Source organism: Oceanicaulis sp. UBA2681, from assembly GCF_002354675.1.
GTDB classification, from domain to species: domain Bacteria; phylum Pseudomonadota; class Alphaproteobacteria; order Caulobacterales; family Maricaulaceae; genus Oceanicaulis; species Oceanicaulis alexandrii.
In genome coordinates this window covers 184,843-209,486 of record NZ_DEMB01000003.1, presented here as the reverse complement: position 1 = coordinate 209,486, position 24,644 = coordinate 184,843, and the positions used below count along the sequence as shown (strand labels likewise).

Sequence of the window (24,644 nt, the reverse complement as noted above, 5' to 3'; positions counted from 1 at the left end):
TGGGATCGGTATGACCGATCAAAACGCCAGCGCCGGCCTGGGCGCGCCCGACACCCGTTCGCTTCTTTCCCTGGCTCATGAGCTGGTCGACCGCGCCAAGGCGGCCGGCGCTCAGGACGCCGAGGCCCTGCTGTCTGAATCGCGCGCCATCGAAGCGGGCGTTCGCGAGGGCAAGCTGGAAACCGTCGAACGCAGCGAGACCCGTGACGCAGGCCTGCGCGTTCTGATCGGCAAGCGTCAGGCGGGCGTCGCCTTCTCTGATCTTTCCGAAGCAGGGATGAGCCTCGCCGTCGAACGTGCGGTGGCGATGGCCAAGGCCGCGCCGGAAGACCCGTATTGCGGTCTGGTCGAGCCTGAAAAACTGGCCCGCACCCTGCCCGACATCGCCACCTATGAAGCGTCGGACTTCACGCCGGAGCAACTGGAAGCCGCCGCGCTTGAGATGGAAGCGGCCGCCCTGGGCGTCAAAGGCGTGGCGATGACCTCAGGCTGCGGCGCCAGCGCGGGCGTCGGCGGATCGGCCTTCGTGACCTCCACCGGATTTGAACGCGCCCGTCTGGGATCGCGCTGCGGGCTGGGCGTCGCCGCCATCGCCAAAGATGCGTCTGGCGCGATGGAGCGCGATTACGACACCCACGCCGCCCGTCGCCGCTCCGATCTCAAGACCGCGCAGGAGATCGGCCTCAGCGCCGGCGAACGCGCGGTCAGCCGCGTGGGCGCGGAAAAACTCTCGACCGGCAAGATGGCGGTGGTGTTCGACAAGCGCGTCTCAACCACCTTCATCTCCTCGCTGCTCGGCGCGATCTCCGGCCCGGCCATCGCCCGCGGCACGTCCTTCCTGCGCGACAAGATGGGCGAGCGTCTGTTCAGCGAAGGCGTGGACGTGATCGAGGACCCGCTGCGCGACTGGAGCTTCGGCGCCCGTGCGGTGGACGCGGAAGGCATCTCCTGCAAACCGCGCGCCCTGATCGAAGACGGCATGCTGACCACCTGGCTTCTGAACGCCTCGAGCGCGCGCCAGCTGGGTCTGGAGCTGACCGGGCACGCGTCGCGCAATCTCGGCGGCGCGCCGGGCGTCGGCGCCTCCAACGTGCATCTGAGCGCGGGCGAGCTGGACCGCGACGGCCTGATCGAGGCCGCCGGAACCGGCGTTCTGGTCAGTGAAATGTTCGGTCCGTCGCTGAACGCCAACACCGGCGACTGGTCGGTGGGCGTGGCGGGTTACGCCATCGAGAACGGCAAGCTGGCCGGTCCCGTCAGCGAGATCACCGTGGCGGGCAATCTGCTGGATATCTTCGCGCGGCTTGTCCCCGGCTCGGATCTGGAGTTTGACAGCGCCATCAACGCGCCCAGCGTTCTGGTGGATGCGCTGTCCATCGGCGGGCGCTGATGTACGACCCGCGCGCAGACCGGGACTTGCTGGCGGATGCGGCGCGCGCCGCAGGCGAGCTGGTGCTGGCCTTTCGGGCGCGCGGCATGCGCGACTGGGAGAAACTGCCCGGCGATCCGGTCACCGAAGCGGATCTCGCCTCGGACGCCCTGCTTCAGGAACGTCTGAAAGCTGCGCGGCCTGACTATGGCTGGCTGTCGGAAGAGACCGTGGACGACCAGTCCCGGCTGACCGCCAAGCGCAGCTTTCTGATTGATCCCATCGACGGCACTCGCGCCTTCCTGAAGAACAAGCCCGAATTCGTCATCTCCTGCGCCGTGGTGGAGGATGGCCGCCCGGTCGCCGCCGCCATCTACGACCCCAGCGCCGATGCGATGTATGACGCCGCCCTGGGCCATGGCGCACGCAAGGATGGCGCGCCGCTCGCCATCAGCACCCATGACCGGATCACCGACGCGCGGCTGATCGGCGACCCCGGACGGCTGGCGGATCTGCGCGCGCTCGGCGCCGAGGCGCACACCGTCAATTCCGCGGCCTTGCGCCTGTGCCGACTGGCTGAGGGCGAAGCGGACGCGGTGGTGGCGGTCCGACCTAAGTGGGACTGGGATCTGGCGGCGGGTCATTTACTGGTGGAGGAGTCAGGCGGCGTCTTCACTTCGTCGAAAGGCGAGCCAATGTACTATAACAGGACGAGCGCTGTTCAGGACCCGCCTCTGGCGGCTGGCCCGGTGCTGCACGCCTTGTTATTAGAGCGCTTGACGCAGACCCCATAACGTCCTTTCGGGAGACTCCCCATGACCGAAACCTCTGAACAACAACTGCTCCATCTGGTGATTGGCGGCGAGCTGAAAGATATCGGCCCCTGCGCACCCGAATTCAAAGACCTCACCAAGGTCGATTTCGTCGGCGCCTATCCCAATTACGACGCTGCGCGCGAAGCGTGGAAATCCGCCGCCCAGCGCACCGTGGACAATGCGCATATGCGTTATTTCGTGATCCACGCGCACAAGATGCTGGATCCGTCCAAAAAGGACTAAGCGCCCTGTCTGCTGACCCGCCTGCAACCGACGGCGCCCTGCCCGGCGCGCCCAAGCCTCAACGCGCGCGCTCCTTTGCGCTGGCGGCGCGGTTATGGCGCGAGCAGATCACCAAGCATAAAGCCCTGCTGGCCTGGGCGAGTTTGCTCGCCGCCATCACGGCGGCGGCGGCGTCAGGCTATGGCGTCGTGGTGCAACAGGCGTCGGGCCTTCTGGAAAACCGCGACCCCAGCGTGCTCTGGCTGGCGCCGGCGCTGATCCTGGGCGCGGTGATCGTGCGCTCGGTCAGCCTGTTTTTGCAAAACCTCGCCACCAACCGGCTGGCGCTGGCGATCATGCGTGATCTTCAGGTCGCCATGTTCGACCGGCTGATCACCGCCGATTTCCAAAGGCTGGAGCGTGAGCCGGTGGGCGCGATCATCTCGCGCTTCACAAACGACATCACCATGCTGCGCGAGGGACTGATCCGCGCCGCCAACAATCTTACCCGCGATTTCCTGACCGTGGTGGGCTGTCTTGCGGTGCTGTTCTGGCTCGACTGGGCGCTGACGCTGGTGGTGCTCGCCGTGCTGCTGCTCGCAGGCCATCCCATCACCGTCATCGGCAAGGCGATCAGAAAGCGCTCGGGCGACATTCAGGACCAGATGGGCGATGTGTCGAGCTTTCTCGAAGAAGGCTTTTCCGGCGCCCGGATGATCAAGACCTTCTCGCTCGAAGACTGGTCGCAGACCCGCGCCAAGGGCCGCTTCCAGCAGCGCTTTGAGCTTTTGCTCGCCATGGTCGCCCAACGCGCCCGGATCGAGCCGATCATGGAAGTCGCCGCCGGCGTCGCGCTGGCGGTGATTTTCGGCTTCGCCGGCTGGCGCGCCTTGAACGGCGCGACGGAACTGTCGGACCTTCTCGGCTTCATCGTCGCCTTTGGCGTGATGAGCTCGCCCATCCGCGCCCTCGCCTCGCTCTCGGGCGTGCTGCAGGAAGGTTTCGCGGTGCTCGACCGGGTCTTCGCCCTGCTCGATGAACAGCCCACGCTCACCGAAGCCGACGACGCCAAACCCCTCGTCCTCACGGGCGGCCATGTGCGCGTCAATGATGTCAGCTTCCAGTACGAGCCGGGCGTGGATGCGCTGTCGCACATCACGCTGGACGCCAAGCCGGGCGAGACGATCGCCTTGGTGGGGCCGTCAGGCTCGGGCAAGACGACGCTGCTAAACCTCATCGCGCGGCTGTATGATCCCCGTGAAGGCTCGGTCGAGATCGACGGTCAGGACATCGCCCAGGCCCAGCTCTCCTCGCTGCGCCGCCAACTGGCGCTCGTCAGCCAGGAGGTGACCCTGTTTGACGACACGATCAGAAACAATATCGCGCTCGGAAAGCTCGGCGCCTCGGATGACGAGATCATCGCCGCCGCCAAGGCCGCCGACGCCCATGACTTCATTCTGGGCCTGTCGAGCGGCTATGACACGCAAGCCGGGCCCAAGGGTTCAAACCTCTCCGGCGGTCAGCGCCAGCGCGTGGCCATCGCCCGCGCCATCCTGAAAGATGCGCCGATCCTGTTGCTCGACGAAGCCACCAGCGCGCTCGACGCCAAGTCCGAAGCGCGGGTCCAGCACGCCCTTGATGAGCTGAGCCGCGACCGCACCACCATCGTCATCGCCCACCGCCTCGCCACCGTGCGCAAGGCGGACCGCATCTATGTCATGAAGGCGGGCGAGATCGTGGAAAGCGGCGACCATGACAGCCTGATCGCCCAGACCGGCCTCTACGCGCAATTGAGCGCGCTGCAATTCGCGGACGGGTAGTCAGTTCCTGAATTACCGGACGCGGAGCGGTCCGGGACCTTCCTCCGCTTGAAGCGCCTTATCCTTATGGAGGCCCCGGCTCGGCGCTGCGCTTGGCCGGGGTTTCATCCACATTTCGAGGCGTACAAATCCCTCTTTCCCGGCGAAGGCCGGGACCCAGAGATCATCTCACGCTGCGCATACGGCTCTGGATCCCCGCCTGCGCGGGGAAAGAGGAGGAAGAGACATTCAAGCCGGCCACAACCCGCAGCGTCTCAAATCCCCCACCCGCTCACCGGGCACATAGACCGTGTTCTCGCGGCCTTCCTCGCCCGGACGCAGGCGGTCGCCGTCAAAGGCGGCGCGGGTATAGCCCAGCTCTTCGGTCAGCGCCTGATCGGCGAGCTCGTTGGTTTGCATCAGGATGAGAGGGCGGCAGCGCTGAAGCGTCTCTTTCGCGCCGCGCACCACCGAGGCGAACCAGCCTGGCGCATCAATCTTCAGAAACCCCGGATTGAGCCCCAGCATATCCAGCGTGAAGGTGCGCGCCTCGCCGGCCATCATTTCCAGCTGATCAGGATCAAACCCGCTCACCCGGTGTTCGCTCAGCCAGCCGCCCGCCTGGTCAGGATCAAAGGAGGCCAGCCCGTCATAGACAAAGCTGCGATAGACCGGCACGTACAGCCGCCGCGCCTCGTCTTTGTCGCTTAACCCGCAGGCATAGACCGCCAGCGCAGGATCATCGTCAAACAGGGTCGCCAGCGAACACGCCAGCGGCACATTGGGTTCAAACGCATGGATCAGGGCGTTGGGCTGATAGAGCCGTATGGCGTCCACGCTCTGGCCGCGATGGGCGCCCACATCAATGAAGACCTCGCCCGGATCGGGCCGCCAGCGTGAGAGCAGCGAGAATTCGCGCTCGAACGGACGGCGCAGCGTGCGGCGCATGAAACGCTGGGCGCTCGCCTTGGCGTCGACAAATCGCGGAAACCGGCTTTGCAAAGCCCGGACATGGCTGGTGATCGGCATGAGGCGCTCCCTCCTGCATCCAGAAGATGCAAGCGGTGCGCCATCAACCTCAAGCTATTCGCGGCGCAAGATTTTCTCGGTCAGGGCCGAGCCCCACCAGCTGGCCATGAAGCCGTCATGGCACGCCTGGCGGTCATATTCGGTGCGCACCCAGTCCAGAAACTCGATCGGCGACGCGGCGTTTCTCTGACGATAGAGGTCAAAGAAATGATCGAGCATGCCGGTCTTGCCCTGCTTGATATGGCCGTATTTGAACGAGAGCTGCTCGACCGCCTCTTCAAACGGGGCCTTCTCGTGCAGCAGCTTGTACATCACCGCCACGATGCCCGCCCGGTCCGCGCCGGACTTGCAATGCATGAAGGCGGGATAGGCGATCTCGTCGAACACTTTGATCAGATGCTCGATGCGCTCCACATACGGCGCCTCGCGCGAGCCCCAGGGCAGGTCGACGATCTCAAGGCCCAGCTCGGCGCAGGTATGATGCTCAAGATCATAATAATGCCGCCCCGGCTGGGTCCCGCGCAGATTGAGGATCGTCTTGAACCCCATATCCTTGAGCGCTTTCAGCCGCTTGGGGCTGGGCTGATTGCCGCGCCACATCTCGCCGCCTACGCGGTGCATGTTGTGAAAGCTTTGGCGCAGCACGCCATGATCGCCCCACATCAGGCCCTTCATCGCGCGCTTGTAATCCGCCGGATCGTTCAAATCATAAGTCATGGCGGGCTGAAGTAAGGCGCTTGAGCACAGCTTGCAATGACCTGTTGCGTGCGATTGACGCGCACGGAACGCTTGACGGATCGGTCCGGGGCGGCGATCCAGCGCAGACCATGTTGAAGTCCATCCTCTCTTCGGCCCCCGTTCAAGCGCTGATCGCCGCGTTGCTGGCGGGCTATATGAGCCTTGTCAAAGCCACCACCCGCTGGGAGGTGCGCGGGCGCGAACACGCTGAACAGATCTGGGCGGGCGGGGACGGCGTGATCTGCGGCGTCTGGCATGGCCGGATCCTGATGACCATCGCCGCCTGGCCCAAAGACGTGCAGCCGCCCGCCATATTGATCTCCCGTTCTCGCGAAGGCGATGTGGTCACCAAGGTCGCCGCCCATCACAAGGTGGAAGTCGTGCGCGGCTCATCGCGCAACAAGAAAAAGACCAAGCAGAAAGGCGGGCTGAGCGCGTTTCGCGAAATGGTCCGCTGGGTCGAAGGCGGCGGCTGCATGGCGCTGACCCCGGACGGGCCGCGCGGGCCGCGCATGCGCGCTGGCCTCGGCGCGGTGAAACTCGCCCGCGCGACGGGCGCGCCCATTCTGGGTCTGGGCTGGTCCACCTCCAACGCGATCATCTTCAAGAGCTGGGACCGGTTCGTCTTGCCGCTGCCCTTTGGCAAGGGCGTCATCGTCTGGGCCGAGCCTGTCCGGATCGCCAAGGACGCGGACAAGGATCAGCTGGAAGAGGCCCGCGCCACGCTGGAGGCGCGCATGATCAGCGCCAATATGGAAGCTGATCTCGCCTGCCGGGGCGAAGCGATCATCGCCGCGCCGCGCCCGGACGCCCAACAGGACGCGGCATGAGTGCGGCCGGCCTGTCTCTCTATCGCGCCGCCGCCACCGCCCTGAAGCCGGCGGCGCGCTGGCTGTTGAACCGGCGAGCCCGCGCCGGCAAGGAAGATCCAGACCGGCTGACCGAACGCTTGGGACAGGCGGGACTGCCGCGACCCGAGGGCCGGCTGATCTGGCTGCACGCCGCCAGCGTCGGCGAAAGCCAGATGGCGCTGACGGTCGCTGAAGCCCTGCTCGCTCAGCATTCGAACGCCCATGTGCTGATCACCTCGGGCACGCTCACCTCTGCAAACCTCATCGCGCGACGCGGCCTGGATCGGCTGATCCATCAGTTTCCGCCCGTGGATGCGCCAGACTGGGTGAGCGCCTTTCTCGATCATTGGCGTCCCGATCTGGCTGTGTTCACCGAAAGCGAGCTTTGGCCGAACCTCATCCTCGCCGCGAAAGCGCGCGGCGTGCCGCTGGCGCTGATGAATGCGCGGATGAACCAGAAATCACTGGACGGCTGGGCGCGCTGGCCCCAAAGCGCCCGCACGCTTCTGGGCGCATTTGACTGGATCGGCGCTGCGGACCAACGCACGGCGGACGGTCTGTCCAAACTCACCGGCCAGCCGATCACGAACGCCGGCAATCTGAAACTCGAATGCGGCCTGCCCGCACCCGACCCCGAGACGCTGACTGAGGGTCAGGCGCTGATCGGCGACCGTCCGGTCTTTGTCGCCGCCAGCACTCATGCGGGCGAGGAAACGCTGATCGCCAACGCCCATGCAGCTCTGCTGAAAGACCAGCCCGACGCGCTGATGATCCTGGTTCCGCGCCATCCCGAGCGCGCTAGCGAAGTGGCGGATATCCTGAACGCGGCGGGGCTCAGCTTCGCCCAGCGCTCCAAGGGCGAAACGCCTCAGAGCGTGCAGGTCTGGCTGGCCGATACGCTGGGCGAGATGGCGCTGTGGTATGCGCTGTGCCCGGTTGCAGTGATCGCGGGCAGTTTCATGGACGGCATTGGCGGGCATAATCCGATCGAGGCCAGCCGCGCGGGCGCGTCGGTCGTGACCGGTCCTTATGTGGACAGCTTTGCGGATGTCTACGCGGTCTATGACGCCCATGACGCGCGCAGCGTCGCGCACACGGCGGACGAGGTCGCAACGCAAATCCGCCAGGGCTGGAGCGATGGCGGCAGGATGATCGAAAACGCCCGGGCGGCGCTCGACGCCTTGCCCGGCGGCGCGTTGCCCCTCACCCTGTCCCATCTGAACCGACTTCTCGACCAAGGACCCAAAGGATGAGAGCGCCGCCCTTCTGGGATGACACCGCCCCGCGCAGCTCCGCCGCGCTGACCCGCGCGCTGCTCTCGCCGCTGGGGGCGCTCTACGCCTGGGCCGGGGCGCGCCGCCTCCGCACCACAACGCCTGCGCCCGCCCCGGCGCCAGTGATCTGCGTGGGCAATCTGACGGTGGGCGGGGTCGGCAAGACGCCGGTGACCGCCGCCCTGATGCGCGCCGCCCGTCAAAAAGGGCTGAAAGCGGCGGGGCTCAGCCGCGGTTGGGGCGGGAAGCTGGCGGGACCTGTGAAGGTCGACGCCAAGCTGCATTCCGTCTCGGATGTGGGCGATGAGCCGCTGCTGCTCTCTCGGCTGGCGCCGGTCTATGTGGCTCGCCACCGCCCCGAAGGCGCGATGATGGCCGCTCAGGAGGGCGCCGACCTCATCCTCATGGATGACGGCCATCAGAACCCCAGCCTTGAAAAAACGCTCTCCATCGTGGTGGTGGACGCGGTGACCGGCTGGGGGCCGGGCACGATCTTTCCCGCCGGGCCGTTGCGCGAACCGGTCAAGGCGGGCCTGGCGCGCGCCGACGCGGTGATCGTGATGTGCCCCAGCGCCGAGTTCACGCCCGACCTGGACAAGCTTCAGCTTTCAGATCTTGAAATCCCGGTGCTGACCGCCTGGCTGGCGCCGGAAGCCGCGCCGCCCTCAGGTCCGCTTCTGGCCTTCGCCGGGATTGGACGTCCGCAGAAATTCTACGATGCGCTGGAAGCGGCCGGCGGGACTTTGGCCGACACGGCGAGCTTTCCCGATCACCACGCCTTCACCCGTGGTGAGATCGAGGAACTGGCCGATCTGGCTGAAAGCCATAACGCCACCTTGATCACCACCGAGAAAGACCATGTGCGCCTGCCCGGCGGGGTGAAGGGCTCCGTCATCGCCTGGCCTGTGCGCGCCGTGTTCAAGGATGAGGCGCGGCTGGACGCGCTGATTGATCAGGCCATGGATTCCTTCGCCAACTCCCGCTAAGCCAGAGCCATGTCAGATTTGATGAAATCCATCGGCTTTCGCGCCGAAGCCCTGGGCTGGGACGCCTATCAGGGCCTGTTCCGCTCCATGGGGCTGGAGCGCGCCTCGGACTATGGCGCCAAGCTGTTGCGCACATTGGGGCCGAAAGTGTCCGTGCATCACGTGGCGCGCGTGAACATGCAAATCGCCTTTCCCGAAGCGTCAGAGCGTGAAATCGACGGATTGCTGGACGCCATGTGGGACAATTTCGGCCGCGTGGTCGGCGAGTTCCCCAACATGCACCGCTTTGATTTCAGCCCCGGCAGCGATCAGGTCGAAGTGGTGGGCGCGGACATCCTCGCCGAACTCGACCGTCAGGGGCGCCCGGCGGTGCTGGTGGGCGGCCATTTCGCCAATTGGGAAATGCTCGCGGCGACCATCGTGCAGCAGATGAAAGACTGCCGCATCACCTATCGCCATGCCAACAACCCGCTGATCGACAAACGCATCATCGACCAGCGCAAGGCCTATGGCGTCAACATCCTGGCCCCCAAGGGCGGCCATGGCGCCAAGGAGCTGATGCAGGCGCTGAAAGCCGGCGCCTCGGTCGGGCTGATGAACGATCAGAAGATGAATGACGGCATCGCCGCGCCGTTTTTCGGTCGGGACGCCATGACCGCCGCCGGCCCCGCGCGCATGGCGCTGCGCTATGACTGTCCGCTGGTGCCGATGAATGTGGTGCGCAAGGACGGCGCCCGGTTCAAGGTGACGATCTACGAGCCCCTGCCCAAGCCCGACGGTCAGGACGCGGCGGCCATCCTTGAGACCGTCACCACCATCAACCGCTTCATCGAAGATCGCATCCGCGAAGCCCCCAGCCAATGGTTCTGGGTGCATCGCCGGTTTGAAAAGCCGCTATACAAGAAGGCGAAGACGGAGGGGCTTAGGGAAAAATAATTGACTTAGTGTTCAAATTAATCTGCTGGCAAAAAGCAACAAAACTTTCCCCCCAAGGCGTAAGTTCTAATCTATTCACAGTTCCAGTTACTAAATTGTAGCTTCTCAAAAACCAAAGCCAGCTTTCTACATCATTGTACACTAAACCCTTTGGCGCTTTAGATTTATGCGAGTTAAAATAGTTTAAGACTACCGCATCAGAAGCATAGCCTTCATTTCTCATATAAAAAAATAACTCAAGTTGACTTAAATAAATTAACCGCAACAAATGGTTGGAAAAATTTGCCCGTCTTTCTACGGCAATCTGATCGACTAAAACCTCTTTTTCTCGAACGAAATTTTTCTGCTCAACCTCGTGCATGAGAGCGTCGTAAATATGCTTGAGAGTTGGGTCTTTCTCATGCGCTAATTCTTCACTTAATGGCTTGGATATTTCCTGCTGTTTTGCACGATTATGCTCTTTAGACGCCAGATTAACTGCCGATCCCTTCCAACTAAATCCCTCGATCCGATCAATTAAGTCCTTGATTGGTCTTCGAAGAGAAACGAAGAGGACAATCATGGTAATTTGCCAACCAAGCGGAACAACTAGTCTTTCATAGAGGTCCACTTGCGAGTGGAATACGGCTAGCAAGCTTGATCCAACCTTTTCCACTTACCACCCCAACTCTAACGCAATCCGCTCGGGTCCACCTCGAGCGCGGCGGCCGGGTCGATATAGCGATTGTGCCATTTGATGCGCCAGTCGAGATGCGCGCCGGTGGAACGACCGCCGGAGCCGACTTCGCCGATCACCTGACCTTGCGCGACCTCTTGACCGACTTCGACGTTCACTGCGCCCAGATGCAGGAAGGCGCTGGTCAGGCCCTGGCCGTGATCGATGAAAATCAGCCCGCCTTCATAATACATGTCAGGATCAGCCAGGGTCACCACGCCCGCCGCCGGCGCGGTCACCGGCGTGCCGCCGGGGGCGGCGATGTCGATGCCGTAATGAGGCCGGCGCGGTTCGCCATTGTAATAGCGCTGGCTGCCGTAAACGCCTGTCATGCGGCCCTCGACCGGCATTTCAAACAGGGTGGCGAAGCCGTCGCCCGCCCAGCGTGATTGATAGGCGTTGCGCTTTTCGCGGCCCTCGGCGCGGATGCGATCGAGCACCTCTTCAGGCGGGGTCACATATTGCTGGGGCACGCCCTCGATGCGCTGAATGTCATACTCGCGCTGCTGGACGGTGACGGTCTCTTCATAGGACAGCCCCGCCGCGCTGACGCTCAGCGTCGTCTGCGGCTCGGCGTCCCGGTCATGACCCAGCACCACCCAGCCGTCGCCATCGGCGGACACGGTGATATCCCCCAGGCTCACATCGGCGCCCGGCGCGGTGCGGCAGACGATCATCGCGCCCTGGCGATGGGTTCCGGCGCAATTGATCGGCGAAACCGCGCTTGGCGCGCTTTCCGCGATCAGCGCCGCCATGGGATCAGCCGCGCCCTCCGGCGCTGAGGCGACGGATTGAACAAGGGCGAGCGCGGCGATCAGAACCATGAGGATTATCCCGGTTTTTGCTGTTTGGTGCTGCCAGGGCCTTGATAGACCTCGCGCCAGCGCGCCGTGGCGGCGTTGGCGTCCAGATAGGCTTCCTGCAGCTCGGCGGACCAGTAGCGCAGATTGTTGATGGCGATTTTCTCACCCGTCACCGCGCATTTCACATAGGCGCCGGGTTTCAGGATCATGAAATCCGCGTCGCCATACTCGAGCATGGCCTCGCCGGTGAAATCACGATCAAAAGATGTCAGATCAGTATCGGTCATGCGCCTTTCCTATCACGTCTCTTTGCGCAAACGGAAGATGGCAAACAGCACGCCTTTCTTGACCGACTCACACCGCGTCGCGAGGTTGGTCCCATGAGCATCATTCGCCGCCTGTCGCCAGAAACCGTCAACCGCATCGCCGCCGGCGAAGTGGTCGAGCGCCCCGCCAGCGCCGTCAAGGAGCTGGTGGAGAACGCGCTGGACGCCGGCGCGCGCCGGATCGACGTGCGGATCGAGGGCGGCGGGCTGACCCGCATGGTCATCGAGGATGACGGCTCGGGCATGGACGCCGAGGGGCTGGAGACCGCCATCGAGCGGCACGCCACCTCCAAACTGCCGGTGGGCGAGGACGGCCAGGATGATCTTCTGAATATCCATTCCATGGGGTTTCGCGGCGAGGCCCTGCCCTCCATCGGTTCGGTCGCGCGCCTGACGATCACGACACAGGATCAGGAACTGGGTGAAGCCTGGGAGCTTTCGGTCGAGGGCGGAACCAAATCCGGCCCCCGCCCCGCGCCCTCGCTGGGCCGTCGCGGCACGCGGGTGGAGGTGTGCGATCTCTTCTACGCCACGCCCGCGCGCCTGAAATTCCTCAAATCGGAACGCGCGGAAAGCACCGCCGTCGCCGATGTGATCAAGCGTCTGGCGCTGGCCCGGCCCGATGTGGGCTTCTTCCTGTCGGTCGAGGGTCGCTCTCGCGTCTCTGCCCCGGCGGAAACGACAGACGATCGTGACGAGGCGCGGCGCGGACGGTTGTCGTCGATCCTGGGCGCGGATTTTGGTGAGAACGCGCTGGTGATCGATCAGGAGCGCGAGGGCGTTCACCTGACCGGGCTCGCCAGCCTGCCCACCTATAATCGCGGCTCGAACCAGCACCAATTCCTGTTCGTCAATGGCCGCCCGGTGAAAGACAAGCTGATCGTCGGCGCGGTGCGCGGCGCCTATCAGGACTTTCTCGCCCGCGACCGGCACCCGGTGGTGGCGCTCTATGTGGATCTGCCCACCGGCCATGTGGATGTGAACGTGCACCCCGCCAAGGCCGAAGTGCGCTTTCGCGATTCAGGGCTGGTGCGCGGGCTGATCGTGGGCGCTTTGCGTCATGCGCTGGCGGGCGCCGGGCATCGCGCCTCCACCACCGTTGCGGGCTATGCGCTCGGACGCGCCCGTCCTGAAGGCGCGCCGAGCCATGCCTTGCCGCTGACGCGGGGCAGTTCGATCTCCAGCGGTTGGGCGAACCGGCCCTTACCGGCCTGGGAGAGCCAGCTGTCCGAGCATCACGACATGTCCGGCTATGGGGCTGGCGAGTCCCAGTCTGGGACGTCCCAGTATGAGCGCGGCGATCTGGCGCCGGGCATGTCCGCGCGCACCGAGCCCCAATATGGCGGCGAACCTGTAGAGGGCGGGTCAGAGCCTGAAACCCAGTATCCTGACTATCCGCTGGGCGTGGCGCGGGCGCAGGTGCACGCCACCTATGTGATCGCCCAGACCGAGGACGGCCTGGTCATCGTCGATCAGCACGCCGCCCACGAACGGCTGGTCTATGAGCGGATGAAGAAACAACTCGCCGCCACCGGCGTGGCGCGACAGGCTTTGCTGGTGCCTGAAATCGTCGAGCTCGATGAGGCCGAGGCGCGCCGTGTGCTCGACCGGGCCGATCAGCTAGCCGAGCTGGGCCTGATCGTCGAACCCTTCGGCGCGGGCGCGCTGGCGGTGCGCGAGACGCCTGCTTTGCTCAAACGTTTGAACGTGCAAGGCCTCATTCGCGACCTGGCCGATGAGATCGCCGAATATGACGAAGCGCTGTCTCTGAAAGAAAAGCTCGAAGAGGTGGTTGGCACGATGGCGTGTCACGGCTCGGTGCGCGCGGGCCGCCGCCTGACCGGCGATGAAATGAACGCGCTCTTGCGCGAGATGGAAGCCACGCCCCATTCAGGGCAATGCAATCACGGCCGCCCCACCTATGTGGAATTGAAACTGGCCGATATCGAGCGCCTGTTCGGGCGGCGATAGGGATGCTGCCTCACGCCGTCACCTCAACGGCTTGTCAAAGAAAAATAAGTCCTGGTCAAAGCCCCCATCAGAAAACTAAGTCAGAGAATTACTTATGCTTTTATTGCTTTCGGCCCTAGCGCTCCTGCTCAACAGTGCGAACACTCAATCTCAATCCGGGGCGGATGCAGTTTACACCTACAGCGCTCCAGAGGGGGAGGCGCTGTCGGCTCATGTCTACAATCCGCCTACCCGTGACGCAGCGCCCGCCATTCTGGTGCTGCACGGTGGCGGCTGGGCCTATGGCTCCCCCACCTGGATGGACAGCTCGGCGCGGCGTTTTGCCGACCAGGGCATGGTCGCCATCGCGGTTCAGTATCGCCTGTCACGAAACGGCGTGACGCCGATAGATGCCCTACACGACACGTGCGCCGCCATGGCCTGGATCCGTGAACAGGCTGATGAACTGGGCGTCGATCCCTCCCGGATCGCTGCTTATGGCGTCTCTGCGGGCGGGCATCTCGCCGCCTCCATGACGACGATCGGCTGCCCTGAGGCCGTTGAAGGCCCGGACCTGTTGGTCCTGTACTCGCCCGCCCTGCGCACCAGCCATGATAGTTGGTTCCAGCGCTTGCTCGGACAGCCCGAAAATCCAACCGCGTATTCACCCTATGACCATGTCTCAGAGGCCACGCCCGCAACGCTGATCATTAGCGGCGAGGAAGATACGCTGACCCCGCATGCGTTCGCCGAAGGATATTGCGCGCAGCTGCAAGCCTTGCAGACTGAATGCGAGATCGAAGCTTTTTCCGGCGTCGGACATCTTTTGACGCGGAATCTGGACAATCAGGAATCCGATTTTGATGTGGCCGACGCCGACATCCAGCGCGCGCGCCGTGTGATAGACGCCTTTCTGACGCGCCACGGCTATCAGACAGATCCGGCCCAATAGGCGGACGGCAGCGCTTGCCGGAACCTGAAGGGTTCAAACGCATCCTCCTCCCATTCGTCGCAGTCAGATTGCGGCGCTTTCACTGGACCGTCTGGCGTGCGCCCTGCTAAGCGTTTCTTCAGAGGGAATGCAGGGACTTGATCATGCAGCGAATGTTTTCGCGTCGGCGCAGCGCCGGATCGTTCACGATTTTCGGCTTTATCGTCGCCGTGCTTGTGCTGATCGCGGACCAGGCCAGCAAATACTGGATCCTGTACGGGCTGGATCTCGACGGGCGCACGCCGCAACAGGTCCAAGTGCTCGATCCCTGGTTCAACCTGACCATGGTGTGGAATCACGGCGTCAGCTTCGGCATGTTCCAGGCGGATTCCGATCTGCAGCGCTATCTGCTGGCCGGGGTGTCGCTGGCGATCGCCGGCATGCTGATCGTCTGGATGTTCCAGACCACGCGCCGATTGCAGGCTCTGGCCTTCGCCCTGATCATCGGCGGCGCGATCGGCAATGTGATTGACCGGCTGATCTATGGCGCGGTGGTCGACTTTTTTGACTTCTCCGGGCTCTACTTCCCCTATGTGTTCAATGTCGCGGATGCAGGCATCTGCATCGGCGTCGCCGTGATGATTTTGGACCTGATCGTGAACGGGGACCGCTAAACCGGTCTTCCAGCGGCGCCGGGCCTCTGGCCAGAGCGTGCGCCAGTCTGATACAAGCGGTGAGAACCGCCCATGAAAGCGAGCTTTCGACCCATGCGTATGCGCACCGCCCTGATCCTTTCCGCCACCGCCCTGTTCGCGTTGACCGGCTGCAATTCCGGCGTCCGCCAGGCCCTTGGCGTAGACAAGACCACCCCGGACGAGTTCCGCGTCGTGACGATTGCGCCGCTGTCGGTGCCGCCCGAATACAATCTGACGCCGCCGCGTCCGGGCGAGCTGCGCGCTGAAGACATGTTCCAGGACCAGCAGGCGCGTCGTGCCCTGTTCGGCGACCTGTCGGGCACCAACGCCAGCGACGCTGAAATCCTGTTCGCCTCGCGCGCCGGCGCCGCAGACGCCAATCCCAATGTGCGCGCCATCATCGACGGCGAGACCGCATCCCTGATCCGCAAGGATCAGAGCTTTGCAGACCGCGTGCTGTTCTGGCGTGACAATGAGCGCCTGATCCAGCAAGGCGGCGAGCCGATTGATCCCGAGGACGCCACCGCGGCGATCGAGGGCGTCACCGGCGGCGGCGAAGTCGAAATCGAGCGCCGCCGCACCGTGCGCCGCAAGCTGCCGGGCCTCTAAGCCCTGCTGATGCTCTTGAATATCTCTGCAAACGCCCGGCCCTCGCGCCGGGCGTTTTGCATGGCACGCCCCCTGTTTCCTGCCGTTTGAGGTTTGACACTCGCCCCGGAGCCGGACACTTTTGCGATTAAGCTCTAAAGAGCACCAAAGGGGAGACAGACATGAACCGCACGATTGCTGCGCTTGGCGCACTCACGCTCACTGCCGCACCGGCGTTCGCCGATGATCATGGCGAAGCGCCGCTCACCGTCATCCATGCCGGCCATCTGATCGCGGCGCCCGGCGAGGAACGCGTGCAGAGCGAAGTCTCCATCCTGGTGCGCGGCGATTCGATTGAAGCGATCGAAAACGGCTTTGTCAGCCCCGACGGCGCCGAGATCGTGGATCTGTCGAACGCCTGGGTGATGCCCGGCTTCATCGACGCCCATGTGCACATCACCAACGAACAAGGCCCGGGCCGCCGCATCTCCGCCTTCACCGAAGGCAGCGCGGACCGCGCCATTGACGGCGTCCTGTATGCGGGTCGCACCCTGATGGCGGGCTTCACCACCGTTCAGGATGTGGGCGGCGACATGGAAGCCGTGCGCGCCCTGCGCGCCGGCGTCGAGGCGGGCGACATTGTCGGCCCGCGCCTGCGCATTGCGGGCGGCGCGGTGACGCCCACCGGCGGTCATGGCGATGTGAACGGCTGGAGCGTGGAATTCATGCGCCAGAACGCCAGCCCCTATGCCTGCAACGGCCCGGCCGATTGCGCCCGCGCCACCCGCCAGCTGGTTCAGGAAGGCGCGGACGTGATCAAGATCACCGCCACGGGCGGGGTGCTCTCCTCCACCGGCGCCGGGGTCGAACAGCAATTCTTTGAAGACGAGCTGGAAGCCATTGTCGAGGCCGCGCACATGATGGGTCGCCGGGTCACCGCCCACGCCCATGGCGTGACCGGGATCAACGCCTTCCTGCGCGCAGGCGGCGATTCCATCGAGCACGGCACCTATCTGGATCGCGACTCCATGCGCCTGTTCCGCGACAATGACGCCGTGCTGGTGCCCACCGCCATGGCGGGCGAATGGGTGGCCAATCAGGCCGACGCCGGCTGGATGACGCCGTTCCAGGCCGCCAAGGCCCGCATGGTCGGCCCGCAAATGCTGGAAATGGTCCGCCGCGCCCATGAGGGCGGCGTCACCATCGCCTTCGGCACCGATTCCGGCGTCTCCGCCCATGGCGACAACGCCCGCGAATTCCTGCTCTACACCATGGCGGGCATGACCGAGATGGAAGCGCTCGCCACCGCCACCACCGTGGGCGCGCGCCATGTGCAGATGGAAGACACGATCGGCCGCATCGCGCCGGGCTTCGCCGCCGACATCGTGGCGACCAATGGCGATCCGCTGTCTGACATCGAAGAGCTGATGGACATCGACTTCGTCATGGCCCGCGGCGTGGTGCGCAAGAACGAAGAGTAAGACTGACGCCCCGGTTGGCGCACAGCGCCGAACCGGGGCCTCTCTCCGCCCTTGGCGCAGTCCTTCAATGAGGTCCCGGCTCGGTCTTTCTGACCGTCCGGGATTTCCACTTAGACAACAAGAGTGACCCCGACCCATGTCCCAACTTGACGACACCTATACCGGCACCAAGCCGGTCGCAGACGCGCTGAAATTCGACCAGGCGGCGCTGGAGCGCTGGATGCAGGCGCATGTGGAGGGGTTTGCGGGACCGCTGACCATCGAGCAGTTCAAGGGCGGGCAATCCAACCCCACCTACAAGCTTGAAACGCCCAAGGCGCGCTATGTGCTGCGCCGCAAGCCGCCGGGCAAGCTGCTGCCGTCGGCTCACGCGGTGGACCGCGAATACCGGGTGATGAAGGCGCTCGGCGAGCAGGGCTTCCCCGCCCCGCACATGTTCGGCCTGTGCGAGGATGACAGCGTCATCGGCACGGCGTTCTACATCATGGATTTCGTCGAGGGCCGGATTTTCTGGGATCCGTATCTGCCTGATCTGAAGCCCGAGGATCGCGCTGCGATCTATGACGCGTCCAACGCAACGCTGGCGCATCTTCACTCGATTGACCATGAAGCGGCGGGTCTGGGCGATTACGGCAAGCCGGGCAATTATTTCGAGCGTTCCATCGGCCGCTGGTCCAAGCAGTACAAGGCGGCGGAGACCCAGACCATCGCCGCGATGGACAAGCTGATCGAATGGCTGCCCGAACACGCGCCCGCGCAAGAGCGCACCAGCGTCGTGCATGGCGACTACCGCATCGACAACATGATCTTCCACCCCACCGAGCCCAAGGTCATCGCGGTGCTGGACTGGGAATTGTCGACGCTGGGCGATCCGCTGGCGGACTTCACCTATCAGCTGATGCAATGGCGTACGCCGAAAGACATGCGCAACGGCTTCCTGGGCGCGGATCTCAAGGCGATGGGCATCCCCACCGAGGACGAATACGTCAAAGCCTATTGCGAGCGCACCGGCCGGGACGGCATTCCCAAGCTGGATTTCTATTTCGCCTACAACATCTTCCGCCTGACCAGCATCGTGCAGGGCGTCTACGCCCGCTCGCTGCAGGGCAATGCGTCCAATGAAAAAGCCAAGGAAATGGGCGCTCTCGTCCAGCCCATGGCCGAATACGCCTGGAGCATCGCCGAAGGCGCCTGAGGCGGACTAGCCGCCCAGATGGCTGAGGAAGGGTGCGCCCAGCGCGCCCGCCATCACCAGCTCGAAGCCCAGCGCCATGGCGTTATAGGCGGTGCGGGTCTCCTGCTCGGCGTCCGTCAGCATAGACAGGGCGCGCCCGATCACCATGCCCAGCCAATAGCAGCTGGCGGCGAAACTGGCGCCCATCACAGCGCCGGCGCCCGCCTGAAAGCTCATCGCGATCGTCAGCAGCACCGCGGCGTGCAGCAACAAGAGCGCGCCGCCATAGCTGGCGCGAAACTCCGACCAGCCGCCTTTCCAGCGCGGATCCGGCGCCAGCCGCACGACGCTTTGCGCCCAGCGCGGCACGATAAGGGCGCCCAGCCCCATGCCGACGCCCAACAGGGCGGCGAGGCCGGCGATAATCCAGGTCGCGGGAAAGTCCATCATGGCGGTTCTCATTGTCGCTACGAACGAGCTTACGCGCGGACACGGCGATCAGATCACTTCAAGACGCGGTTATCCACAGCGTGGCCGCAAAAGAAAAGCCCCGGCGCAACCGCCGGGGCTTTGAGGGTCGTGAACATCGATAGGCCTTAGCCGTTGAGCCATTTCTTGGCTTCCAGGCGGGCGATGGTGCGTTCGTGCACCTCGTCAGGACCGTCGGCGAGGCGCAGCGTGCGGATGCCGGCATAGGAATAGGCGAGCGGGGTGTCATTGCTGACGCCGCAGCCGCCATGGGCCTGGATGGCGTCGTCGATGACTTTCAACGCCATGCGCGGAGCGGCCACCTTGATCATGGCGATCTCGCCGCGAGCGACCTTGTTGCCCACCGTATCCATCATCCACGCCGCCTTGAGGGTGAGCAGACGGCAGGTCTCGATCTCGATGCGGGCCTGGGCGATGCGGCTGTCCCAGACCGAATGCTTGATGATCGGCTTGCCGAAGGCTTCCCGGCTCATCAGGCGCTTGACCATCAGCTCCAGCGCGCGCTCCGCAGCCCCAATCGTGCGCATGCAGTGATGGATGCGGCCCGGCCCAAGCCGGCCTTGAGCGATCTCGAAACCGCGCCCCTCGCCCAGCAAGATCGCGGAGGCGGGCACCCGCACATTTTCGAGCTTGATCTCCATATGGCCGTGCGGCGCGTCGTCATAGCCGAACACGGGCAGGAAGCGCTCGATGGTCACGCCCTTCGCGTCAGCCGGCACGACGACCATGGACTGCTGGGAATGCACGTCGGCGTCGGGATTGGTCTTGCCCATGACGATGAAGACCTTGCAGCGCGGATCGCCGGCGCCCGAACTCCACCATTTGCGGCCATTGATGACGTATTCATCGCCATCACGCTCGATCTTGCACTCGATATTCGTCGCATCCGCGCTGGCCACCGCCGGCTCGGTCATCAGGAAGGCGGAGCGGATCTCGCCCGCCAACAGCGGCTTGAGCCATTTTTCCTGATGCTCTTTGGTGCCGTAGCGCACAAAGACTTCCATATTGCCGGTGTCGGGCGCGGCGCAGTTGAACACTTCGCTGGCCCAGGGCACCCGGCCCATTTCTTCCGCCAGCGGCGCGTAATCGGAATTGGACAGGCCGGCGCCCTCTTCGCTGTCAGGCAGGAACAAATTCCACAGGCCGGCGGCCTTGGCCTTTTGTTTCAACTCCTCGATGATGGCGGGGACCTGCCAGCGATCGGTTCCGAACGCGGCCATCTGAGCGGCGTAGACCGGCTCGTTGGGATAGACATGCTCGTCCATGAAGGCGCGCACCCGCGCCTGATAGTCTTTGCAGAGGTCGGAATATTCAAAATTCATGGCGATAGGCCTCCCCTTGGCGGCGATCCGGACCCGGTCCGCCGAACAGTTCTTAAGAGCTTATCTAATTATCGTCATCCCGGCGCGAAAATCCACCCTTAAAACCCTGCGTCACAATGGCGCCCATGGATCGATGTGCTAGCATCTGCAGCATTCTGTGGGAGGAAAGGCCTGGTCCATGACTGCGCTGCACATTCAAATCGATGATCCCGCCCGACCGGACGTCACCGCCCTGCTCCAGACACACGCCGCGTTCGCGCTGGAGGAATCCCCCCCAGACACCTGTCATTTTCTGGATGTGGCGGGGCTGAAAACGCCGGACATCACCTTCTGGAGCGCCCGCAAGGACGGCGCGCTGCTGGGCGTGGTGGCGCTCAAAACCCTGTCAGACGCCGACGGCGAGGTGAAATCCATGCACGTGGCTGAGGCTGCGCGAGGTCAGGGCGCGGCGCGCGCGCTGATGGTGCATCTGATCGAACAGGCGCGCCGACAAGGCCTGAAAAAGCTGTGGCTGGAGACCGGCAACACCCAGGGCTTCCAGGCGGCGGTCGCGCTCTACGCCAAGCTGGGTTTCACACACTGCCCGCCTTTTGGCGGCTATCAGGAAACCGATTTCAACATCTTCATGATGCTCGACCTGAGCAGCGCCCATGCAGCTTGATCCGCAAATTCTCGAAAACGCCCATGTCCGGCTTGAGCCCCTGACCGATCAGCATCGCGAAGCCCTGCGTCCGCTGGCGCAGGAGGAGACGATCTGGGCGCTGACCACAAAGCGTGGCGACGGGCCGTATTTTGATCCCTGGTTTGATCTGATGCTGCAAGGCCAGGCGAACCGCACCCAGATCAGCCATGCGGTCTGGTCGAAAGCGACCGGCGCCTATGCCGGGCACACCGCCTTCTTGCAGATCGATGCGGACAATCAACGCGTTGAGATCGGCTGGACCTGGTATGGCGCGCCCTATCGCGGCGGCGTCACCAATCCGGCGTGCAAATCCTTGCTGCTCGAACGCGCTTTTGGCTGCGGCGCGCAGCGTGTGGAGCTAAAAACCCATCACCTCAATGAGCGCAGCCAAGCCGCCATGCTGAAACTGGGCGCGATCCGTGAAGGCACGCTGCGTTCGCATTCGCGCACCTGGCGCGGCGACCGGCGCGACACCGTGTTCTTCTCCATCCTGCCTGAAGAGTGGCCAGGGGTTCAGGCCGGATTAAACCTGCGGCTGACAAACGCTTGAGTTTGCGGGGCAACGGGTGAAGATGGAGCCTCAACTCACAGGGGACGTTTCCATGCTTCGTACATTTCTGGCGCTTGGCGCTGTATCCGCCCTCGCCGCGCCCGCATGGGCTCAAAGCGAGCCTGGCAGCGTCTATTTCCAGATCGATAATTGCGCCAGCTATCAACTCCCCGGAGAGCCGGTCTGGGAGACCGCCTGCGCGGCCCATGACAGCTGGAGCATCTTCCTGCACTCCACAGAGCATGGCAGCGGCATCGCCTACGCCTATAATGGCAGCGAGCGCACCGAGTTTTATACGCCGCCCGCCACGCTGTTGTTCGGCGGCTATCATTCCACCATGGAATGGCGGCGCAATGAGAGCGGCGCTTACGCCACCATCCATCGCTATGTCAGCGAAGGCCCGTCCATGGATGTGGACCCCAATGGCGGCCCGGATTCGGGCGGAGACCAGCGCCAGGACCATCTGGTGATCACCGCGCTCAACCCGGACAGTTACGAGCGTGTCGCCTGCCCGCTCTTCGTGGTGGACGCCAGCCAGATCAGCGACGCCAACGAGGCCGCACAGATTCTCGCGGATACGTTCGCACCGGGGCATGTGTGCGATGACAGCGAGGCGTATGTCTTCACCGATATGGGCGAGGTTTACGCCACGGTGGAAGCCTATGACATGGAAATGGAAATGAACGAGAGCCAGGGCGACGACGCCGCCTCCCCCATGCAGCCTCCCAAATCCAAGTCTTGATCCCGACCTGCCGAACGCCGACATGGTTTCATGACGGCGTTCGGGACAGGAGCTTATCGCCATGATGATCATTCAAGTCAGGGAACGCGGCGGCTGTTTCGGCGGCGGATGCCTGGGCGTCGTGGCGCTGGCGGGCTGGATCACCGCGGTCGTGCGCGACGCCATGATGGTCAAATGGCTGTGGCTGATCTTTGATCTGGCCCTGGCCCCGCTGGGCGCCATCCGCGGCTTCATGATGTGGTTTGGCTGGGCCTAGGAGGCAGGGCGCTTTTTCCGCCGCGCCCGGAAAAACGCTTTCAGCATGGCGCTCGACTCGTCCGCCAGAACGCCGCCGGTCACATCCGGGCGGGAATGACAGGTGGGCTGCGCAAAAAACTGCGGGCCATGATCCACCGCCCCGCCCTTGGGATCGGACGCGCCATAAACCACCCGGCCAATACGGGCGTGGCTGATCGCGCCCGCGCACATGGCGCACGGCTCCAGCGTTACATAGAGCTCCAGCCCGGTAAGCCGATAATTGCCAAGCTGTTGCGCCGCCAGACGCAGGGCGCGAATTTCAGCGTGGGCCGTGGGATCATGCTCTGAAATCGGGGCGTTGCCGGCTTCTGCGACGATCTCGTCGGTCGCGGGATCGACGATCACGGCGCCCACAGGCGTCTCGCCCGCGGCAGCCGCGGCTTGCGCTAGACCCAGCGCTCGCCGCATAAAGCCCGTTTCACGATCCTGTTCTGGCGTCGAGTTTTGCGTCGTCATGAGCGGGCCTTACCTCTGGCCTGGAGCGCTGGCAAGTTTTGACAGACACCCCGTCTACCCCTGACACGCCTGAAGACAGCGGCGAACGCATCGCCAAAGTGCTGGCCCATGCCGGCATCGCCTCACGCCGCGAGGCTGAAAAACTGATTGAAGCGGGCCGGGTCAGCGTCAATGGCGAAACCCTGAAAACGCCCGCTTTCAAGGTGCGTGCTGGCGATGACGTGCGGCTGGACGGCGAATCCATCGGCGCCCGCCCGCCCACACGCGTCTGGCGCTATCACAAGCCGGTAGGGCTTCTGACCACCCATGCCGACCCCCAGGGCCGTGAAACCGTGTTTCAGGCGCTGCCTGAGGATATGGGCCGGGTGATCTCGGTCGGGCGGCTCGATCTCAATTCCGAAGGCCTGCTGCTGCTGACCAATGATGGCGAGCTGGCGCGGGTGCTGGAACTGCCGAGCACCGGCTGGACCCGCCGCTATCGCGTGCGCGCCTATGGCCACGCCACAGACAAGGCGCTCGCCGAGCTGGAAAAAGGCACGACCGTGGACGGCGTCGTCTATGGCCCGATCGAGGTCAGCGTGGATCGCCGGACCGGCGCCAATGTCTGGCTGACCGTGGGCATCAAGGAAGGCAAGAACCGCGAAGTCCGCAAAGTGCTGCAAAGCGTCGGACTGACCGTGAACCGGCTGATGCGCGTGGCCTACGGCCCCTTCCAGCTCGGTTCGCTGAAACGCGGCGACGTGTCGGAAGCCAAGCTGGGCGTGTTGCGCGACCAGCTGGGCAAGCTCTATCCGCTCGACAATGGCGGCCTGCCGCTCAAACCCGGCGAAACCGCCCAGCCCGACACCCGCACCGGAACGGCGAAAGCCAAGCCGCGCGCGGTGCGTCCGGCCTCTCGCGGCCCATCCACCAGCAGCAAACACAAGTCAGGACCAGACGCGGATTCCATCATGCCCGCGGGCAAGTCCAAATCGGCCAAGGGCTGGGCGAAAGCCAAACCCAAGGCCAATGAAAAACCCAAATCCAAACGCGCCGACCCGAAAAAGTCCGGCGGCAAACCCAGCGAAGGCAAGCGTGATGCGGATCGTCGCCGGCGTCCATAAGGGCCGCGCCATCATCGCCCCCAAGGGCGACACCACCCGTCCGACCACCGACCGCGTCCGCGAAAGCGTGTTCAACAAGCTCACCCATGCGCCCTGGGGCGTTGAGCTTGCCGGAGCGCGCGTGCTCGACCTGTTCGCAGGCTCGGGCGCTCTGGGCTTTGAAGCGATCAGCCGCGGGGCGAGCTTTACGCTCTTTGTCGAGACCGATCCGGCCGCCCGCGGCGCCATCCGCAGCAATGTGGACGCGCTGCAATTGTTCGGCTGCACCAAGCTGCATCGCCGCAGCGCCACCGATCTCGGCCCCAAGCCGGAAAAGGTCGG

General features: G+C 64.1%; 28 protein-coding genes. 20 read left to right on the top strand and 8 right to left on the bottom strand.

Features of this window, described 5'->3' with window-relative positions; translation table 11 throughout:
• Positions 1-10 precede the first annotated feature (10 nt).
• From B3M53_RS01685 to B3M53_RS01670, 4 genes are all read left to right on the top strand, one after another.
• Positions 11-1,390, top strand: a complete 1,380-nt coding sequence (locus B3M53_RS01685) for a TldD/PmbA family protein (RefSeq protein ID WP_273020903.1) — start codon at positions 11-13, stop codon at positions 1,388-1,390.
• Entirely contained in the window at positions 1,390-2,163 is a 774-nt protein-coding gene (locus B3M53_RS01680; RefSeq protein ID WP_022701617.1) for a 3'(2'),5'-bisphosphate nucleotidase CysQ, read from the top strand. Before B3M53_RS01685 ends, B3M53_RS01680 begins: the two co-directional genes overlap by 1 nt.
• 21 nt (positions 2,164-2,184) lie before the next feature.
• On the top strand, positions 2,185-2,427 hold the full coding sequence (locus tag B3M53_RS01675) for a DUF4170 domain-containing protein (RefSeq protein WP_160092153.1): 243 nt from the start codon (positions 2,185-2,187) through the stop codon (positions 2,425-2,427).
• Between the two features lie 143 nt (positions 2,428-2,570).
• Entirely contained in the window at positions 2,571-4,226 is a 1,656-nt protein-coding gene (locus tag B3M53_RS01670) for an ABC transporter ATP-binding protein (RefSeq protein ID WP_286799555.1), read from the top strand.
• Between the two features lie 228 nt (positions 4,227-4,454).
• Here the strand turns inward: B3M53_RS01670 and B3M53_RS01665 are convergent, their stop codons facing one another.
• Together B3M53_RS01665 and B3M53_RS01660 are read right to left on the bottom strand one after the other, a co-directional pair.
• Complete coding sequence (locus B3M53_RS01665) at positions 4,455-5,234, bottom strand: FkbM family methyltransferase (RefSeq protein ID WP_286799553.1); 780 nt, start codon at positions 5,232-5,234, stop codon at positions 4,455-4,457.
• Positions 5,235-5,288: 54 nt separating this feature from the next.
• Positions 5,289-5,951: a fused DSP-PTPase phosphatase/NAD kinase-like protein gene (locus B3M53_RS01660; protein ID WP_022701613.1), complete on the bottom strand. Its 663-nt coding sequence runs from the start codon at positions 5,949-5,951 to the stop codon at positions 5,289-5,291.
• 20 nt (positions 5,952-5,971) lie between these two features.
• Here B3M53_RS01660 and B3M53_RS01655 point away from each other — a divergent pair, with 20 nt between their 5' ends.
• The 4 genes from B3M53_RS01655 to B3M53_RS01640 are packed head-to-tail and all read left to right on the top strand — an operon-like array spanning position 5,972 to position 10,019.
• A complete protein-coding gene (locus tag B3M53_RS01655; protein ID WP_022701612.1) occupies positions 5,972-6,802 on the top strand; it encodes a lysophospholipid acyltransferase family protein in 831 nt (276 codons plus the stop codon).
• Positions 6,799-8,076: a 3-deoxy-D-manno-octulosonic acid transferase gene (locus B3M53_RS01650; RefSeq protein WP_022701611.1), complete on the top strand. Its 1,278-nt coding sequence runs from the start codon at positions 6,799-6,801 to the stop codon at positions 8,074-8,076. Before B3M53_RS01655 ends, B3M53_RS01650 begins: the two co-directional genes overlap by 4 nt.
• Positions 8,073-9,083, top strand: coding sequence for a tetraacyldisaccharide 4'-kinase (lpxK, locus tag B3M53_RS01645; protein WP_022701610.1), 1,011 nt, complete (start codon positions 8,073-8,075; stop codon positions 9,081-9,083). The genes B3M53_RS01650 and lpxK overlap by 4 nt, the downstream gene beginning before the upstream one ends.
• Before the next feature lie 9 nt (positions 9,084-9,092).
• Positions 9,093-10,019 (top strand): lysophospholipid acyltransferase family protein, encoded by a 927-nt coding sequence (locus B3M53_RS01640; protein WP_286799551.1) that lies wholly within the window; start codon positions 9,093-9,095, stop codon positions 10,017-10,019.
• Here B3M53_RS01640 and B3M53_RS01635 read toward each other — a convergent pair.
• Genes B3M53_RS01635 through B3M53_RS01625 form a run of 3 tightly spaced genes read right to left on the bottom strand, consistent with a single transcriptional unit; the run spans position 10,006 to position 11,824 of the window.
• Positions 10,006-10,674 (bottom strand): hypothetical protein, encoded by a 669-nt coding sequence (locus B3M53_RS01635; RefSeq protein WP_286799550.1) that lies wholly within the window; start codon positions 10,672-10,674, stop codon positions 10,006-10,008. The two genes, B3M53_RS01640 and B3M53_RS01635, sit on opposite strands and share 14 nt — an antisense overlap.
• Positions 10,675-10,688: 14 nt before the next feature.
• Positions 10,689-11,558, bottom strand: coding sequence for a M23 family metallopeptidase (locus B3M53_RS01630; protein ID WP_273147300.1), 870 nt, complete (start codon positions 11,556-11,558; stop codon positions 10,689-10,691).
• A 5-nt stretch (positions 11,559-11,563) separates the two neighbouring features.
• On the bottom strand, positions 11,564-11,824 hold the full coding sequence (locus tag B3M53_RS01625) for a DUF2093 domain-containing protein (protein WP_022701607.1): 261 nt from the start codon (positions 11,822-11,824) through the stop codon (positions 11,564-11,566).
• Positions 11,825-11,917: 93 nt separating this feature from the next.
• On the opposite strand from B3M53_RS01625, the gene mutL reads away from it, so the two are divergent.
• From mutL to B3M53_RS01595, 6 genes are all read left to right on the top strand, one after another.
• Positions 11,918-13,834 carry a DNA mismatch repair endonuclease MutL gene (gene mutL / locus B3M53_RS01620; protein WP_286799549.1) on the top strand — a complete coding sequence of 639 codons (1,917 nt, stop codon included), beginning with the start codon at positions 11,918-11,920 and terminating at the stop codon, positions 13,832-13,834.
• A gap of 94 nt (positions 13,835-13,928) precedes the next feature.
• The gene (locus B3M53_RS01615; RefSeq protein WP_286799548.1) at positions 13,929-14,765 is read left to right on the top strand and encodes an alpha/beta hydrolase; all 837 of its coding nucleotides are present in this window, start codon (positions 13,929-13,931) and stop codon (positions 14,763-14,765) included.
• A 143-nt stretch (positions 14,766-14,908) separates the two neighbouring features.
• Positions 14,909-15,418 carry a signal peptidase II gene (lspA, locus tag B3M53_RS01610; RefSeq protein WP_273147304.1) on the top strand — a complete coding sequence of 170 codons (510 nt, stop codon included), beginning with the start codon at positions 14,909-14,911 and terminating at the stop codon, positions 15,416-15,418.
• A gap of 72 nt (positions 15,419-15,490) precedes the next feature.
• Positions 15,491-16,048, top strand: coding sequence for a DUF3035 domain-containing protein (locus B3M53_RS01605; protein ID WP_273147306.1), 558 nt, complete (start codon positions 15,491-15,493; stop codon positions 16,046-16,048).
• Between the two features lie 161 nt (positions 16,049-16,209).
• A complete protein-coding gene (locus B3M53_RS01600) occupies positions 16,210-17,508 on the top strand; it encodes a metal-dependent hydrolase family protein (RefSeq protein ID WP_022701602.1) in 1,299 nt (432 codons plus the stop codon).
• 136 nt (positions 17,509-17,644) lie between these two features.
• The gene (locus B3M53_RS01595) at positions 17,645-18,703 is read left to right on the top strand and encodes a phosphotransferase (protein WP_022701601.1); all 1,059 of its coding nucleotides are present in this window, start codon (positions 17,645-17,647) and stop codon (positions 18,701-18,703) included.
• A 6-nt stretch (positions 18,704-18,709) separates the two neighbouring features.
• On the opposite strand, the gene B3M53_RS01590 is transcribed toward B3M53_RS01595, so the two are convergent.
• Together B3M53_RS01590 and B3M53_RS01585 are read right to left on the bottom strand one after the other, a co-directional pair.
• The gene (locus tag B3M53_RS01590; RefSeq protein ID WP_286799545.1) at positions 18,710-19,132 is read right to left on the bottom strand and encodes a hypothetical protein; all 423 of its coding nucleotides are present in this window, start codon (positions 19,130-19,132) and stop codon (positions 18,710-18,712) included.
• Between the two features lie 146 nt (positions 19,133-19,278).
• Positions 19,279-20,493, bottom strand: a complete 1,215-nt coding sequence (locus B3M53_RS01585; protein WP_286799543.1) for an acyl-CoA dehydrogenase family protein — start codon at positions 20,491-20,493, stop codon at positions 19,279-19,281.
• 178 nt (positions 20,494-20,671) lie between these two features.
• Here B3M53_RS01585 and B3M53_RS01580 point away from each other — a divergent pair, with 178 nt between their 5' ends.
• The 4 genes from B3M53_RS01580 (at position 20,672) to B3M53_RS01565 (ending at position 22,723) form a co-directional block, all read left to right on the top strand.
• Positions 20,672-21,154, top strand: a complete 483-nt coding sequence (locus B3M53_RS01580) for a GNAT family N-acetyltransferase (protein WP_286799542.1) — start codon at positions 20,672-20,674, stop codon at positions 21,152-21,154.
• Positions 21,144-21,725 (top strand): GNAT family N-acetyltransferase, encoded by a 582-nt coding sequence (locus B3M53_RS01575; protein WP_022701597.1) that lies wholly within the window; start codon positions 21,144-21,146, stop codon positions 21,723-21,725. Before B3M53_RS01580 ends, B3M53_RS01575 begins: the two co-directional genes overlap by 11 nt.
• Positions 21,726-21,777: 52 nt before the next feature.
• Positions 21,778-22,467, top strand: a complete 690-nt coding sequence (locus B3M53_RS01570) for a hypothetical protein (RefSeq protein WP_286799541.1) — start codon at positions 21,778-21,780, stop codon at positions 22,465-22,467.
• A gap of 61 nt (positions 22,468-22,528) precedes the next feature.
• Entirely contained in the window at positions 22,529-22,723 is a 195-nt protein-coding gene (locus B3M53_RS01565) for a hypothetical protein (RefSeq protein WP_286799540.1), read from the top strand.
• Here B3M53_RS01565 and tadA read toward each other — a convergent pair.
• Positions 22,720-23,172: a tRNA adenosine(34) deaminase TadA gene (gene tadA / locus B3M53_RS01560; protein WP_349678816.1), complete on the bottom strand. Its 453-nt coding sequence runs from the start codon at positions 23,170-23,172 to the stop codon at positions 22,720-22,722. The genes B3M53_RS01565 and tadA overlap by 4 nt on opposite strands.
• Positions 23,173-23,258: 86 nt before the next feature.
• Here tadA and B3M53_RS01555 point away from each other — a divergent pair, with 86 nt between their 5' ends.
• Positions 23,259-24,323, top strand: a complete 1,065-nt coding sequence (locus B3M53_RS01555) for a pseudouridine synthase (protein WP_286799539.1) — start codon at positions 23,259-23,261, stop codon at positions 24,321-24,323.
• The coding region (locus tag B3M53_RS01550) for an RsmD family RNA methyltransferase (RefSeq protein WP_286799538.1) at positions 24,298-24,644 on the top strand (347 nt) is incomplete at its 3' end. The genes B3M53_RS01555 and B3M53_RS01550, both read left to right, overlap by 26 nt.

Bases quoted from the DNA above. Each gene is read 5' to 3' on its own strand.
- B3M53_RS01685 (WP_273020903.1), top strand. From the start codon at position 11: ATGACCGATCAAAACGCCAGCGCCGGCCTGGGCGCGCCCGACACCCGT.
- B3M53_RS01680 (WP_022701617.1), top strand. From the start codon at position 1,390: ATGTACGACCCGCGCGCAGACCGGGACTTGCTGGCGGATGCGGCGCGC.
- B3M53_RS01675 (WP_160092153.1), top strand. From the start codon at position 2,185: ATGACCGAAACCTCTGAACAACAACTGCTCCATCTGGTGATTGGCGGC.
- B3M53_RS01665 (WP_286799553.1), bottom strand. From the start codon at position 5,234: ATGCCGATCACCAGCCATGTCCGGGCTTTGCAAAGCCGGTTTCCGCGA.
- B3M53_RS01660 (WP_022701613.1), bottom strand. From the start codon at position 5,951: ATGACTTATGATTTGAACGATCCGGCGGATTACAAGCGCGCGATGAAG.
- B3M53_RS01650 (WP_022701611.1), top strand. From the start codon at position 6,799: ATGAGTGCGGCCGGCCTGTCTCTCTATCGCGCCGCCGCCACCGCCCTG.
- lpxK (WP_022701610.1), top strand. From the start codon at position 8,073: ATGAGAGCGCCGCCCTTCTGGGATGACACCGCCCCGCGCAGCTCCGCC.
- B3M53_RS01640 (WP_286799551.1), top strand. From the start codon at position 9,093: ATGTCAGATTTGATGAAATCCATCGGCTTTCGCGCCGAAGCCCTGGGC.
- B3M53_RS01630 (WP_273147300.1), bottom strand. From the start codon at position 11,558: ATGGTTCTGATCGCCGCGCTCGCCCTTGTTCAATCCGTCGCCTCAGCG.
- B3M53_RS01625 (WP_022701607.1), bottom strand. From the start codon at position 11,824: ATGACCGATACTGATCTGACATCTTTTGATCGTGATTTCACCGGCGAG.
- mutL (WP_286799549.1), top strand. From the start codon at position 11,918: ATGAGCATCATTCGCCGCCTGTCGCCAGAAACCGTCAACCGCATCGCC.
- B3M53_RS01615 (WP_286799548.1), top strand. From the start codon at position 13,929: ATGCTTTTATTGCTTTCGGCCCTAGCGCTCCTGCTCAACAGTGCGAAC.
- lspA (WP_273147304.1), top strand. From the start codon at position 14,909: ATGCAGCGAATGTTTTCGCGTCGGCGCAGCGCCGGATCGTTCACGATT.
- B3M53_RS01605 (WP_273147306.1), top strand. From the start codon at position 15,491: ATGAAAGCGAGCTTTCGACCCATGCGTATGCGCACCGCCCTGATCCTT.
- B3M53_RS01600 (WP_022701602.1), top strand. From the start codon at position 16,210: ATGAACCGCACGATTGCTGCGCTTGGCGCACTCACGCTCACTGCCGCA.
- B3M53_RS01595 (WP_022701601.1), top strand. From the start codon at position 17,645: ATGTCCCAACTTGACGACACCTATACCGGCACCAAGCCGGTCGCAGAC.
- B3M53_RS01590 (WP_286799545.1), bottom strand. From the start codon at position 19,132: ATGATGGACTTTCCCGCGACCTGGATTATCGCCGGCCTCGCCGCCCTG.
- B3M53_RS01585 (WP_286799543.1), bottom strand. From the start codon at position 20,493: ATGAATTTTGAATATTCCGACCTCTGCAAAGACTATCAGGCGCGGGTG.
- B3M53_RS01580 (WP_286799542.1), top strand. From the start codon at position 20,672: ATGACTGCGCTGCACATTCAAATCGATGATCCCGCCCGACCGGACGTC.
- B3M53_RS01575 (WP_022701597.1), top strand. From the start codon at position 21,144: ATGCAGCTTGATCCGCAAATTCTCGAAAACGCCCATGTCCGGCTTGAG.
- B3M53_RS01570 (WP_286799541.1), top strand. From the start codon at position 21,778: ATGCTTCGTACATTTCTGGCGCTTGGCGCTGTATCCGCCCTCGCCGCG.
- B3M53_RS01565 (WP_286799540.1), top strand. From the start codon at position 22,529: ATGATGATCATTCAAGTCAGGGAACGCGGCGGCTGTTTCGGCGGCGGA.
- tadA (WP_349678816.1), bottom strand. From the start codon at position 23,172: ATGCGGCGAGCGCTGGGTCTAGCGCAAGCCGCGGCTGCCGCGGGCGAG.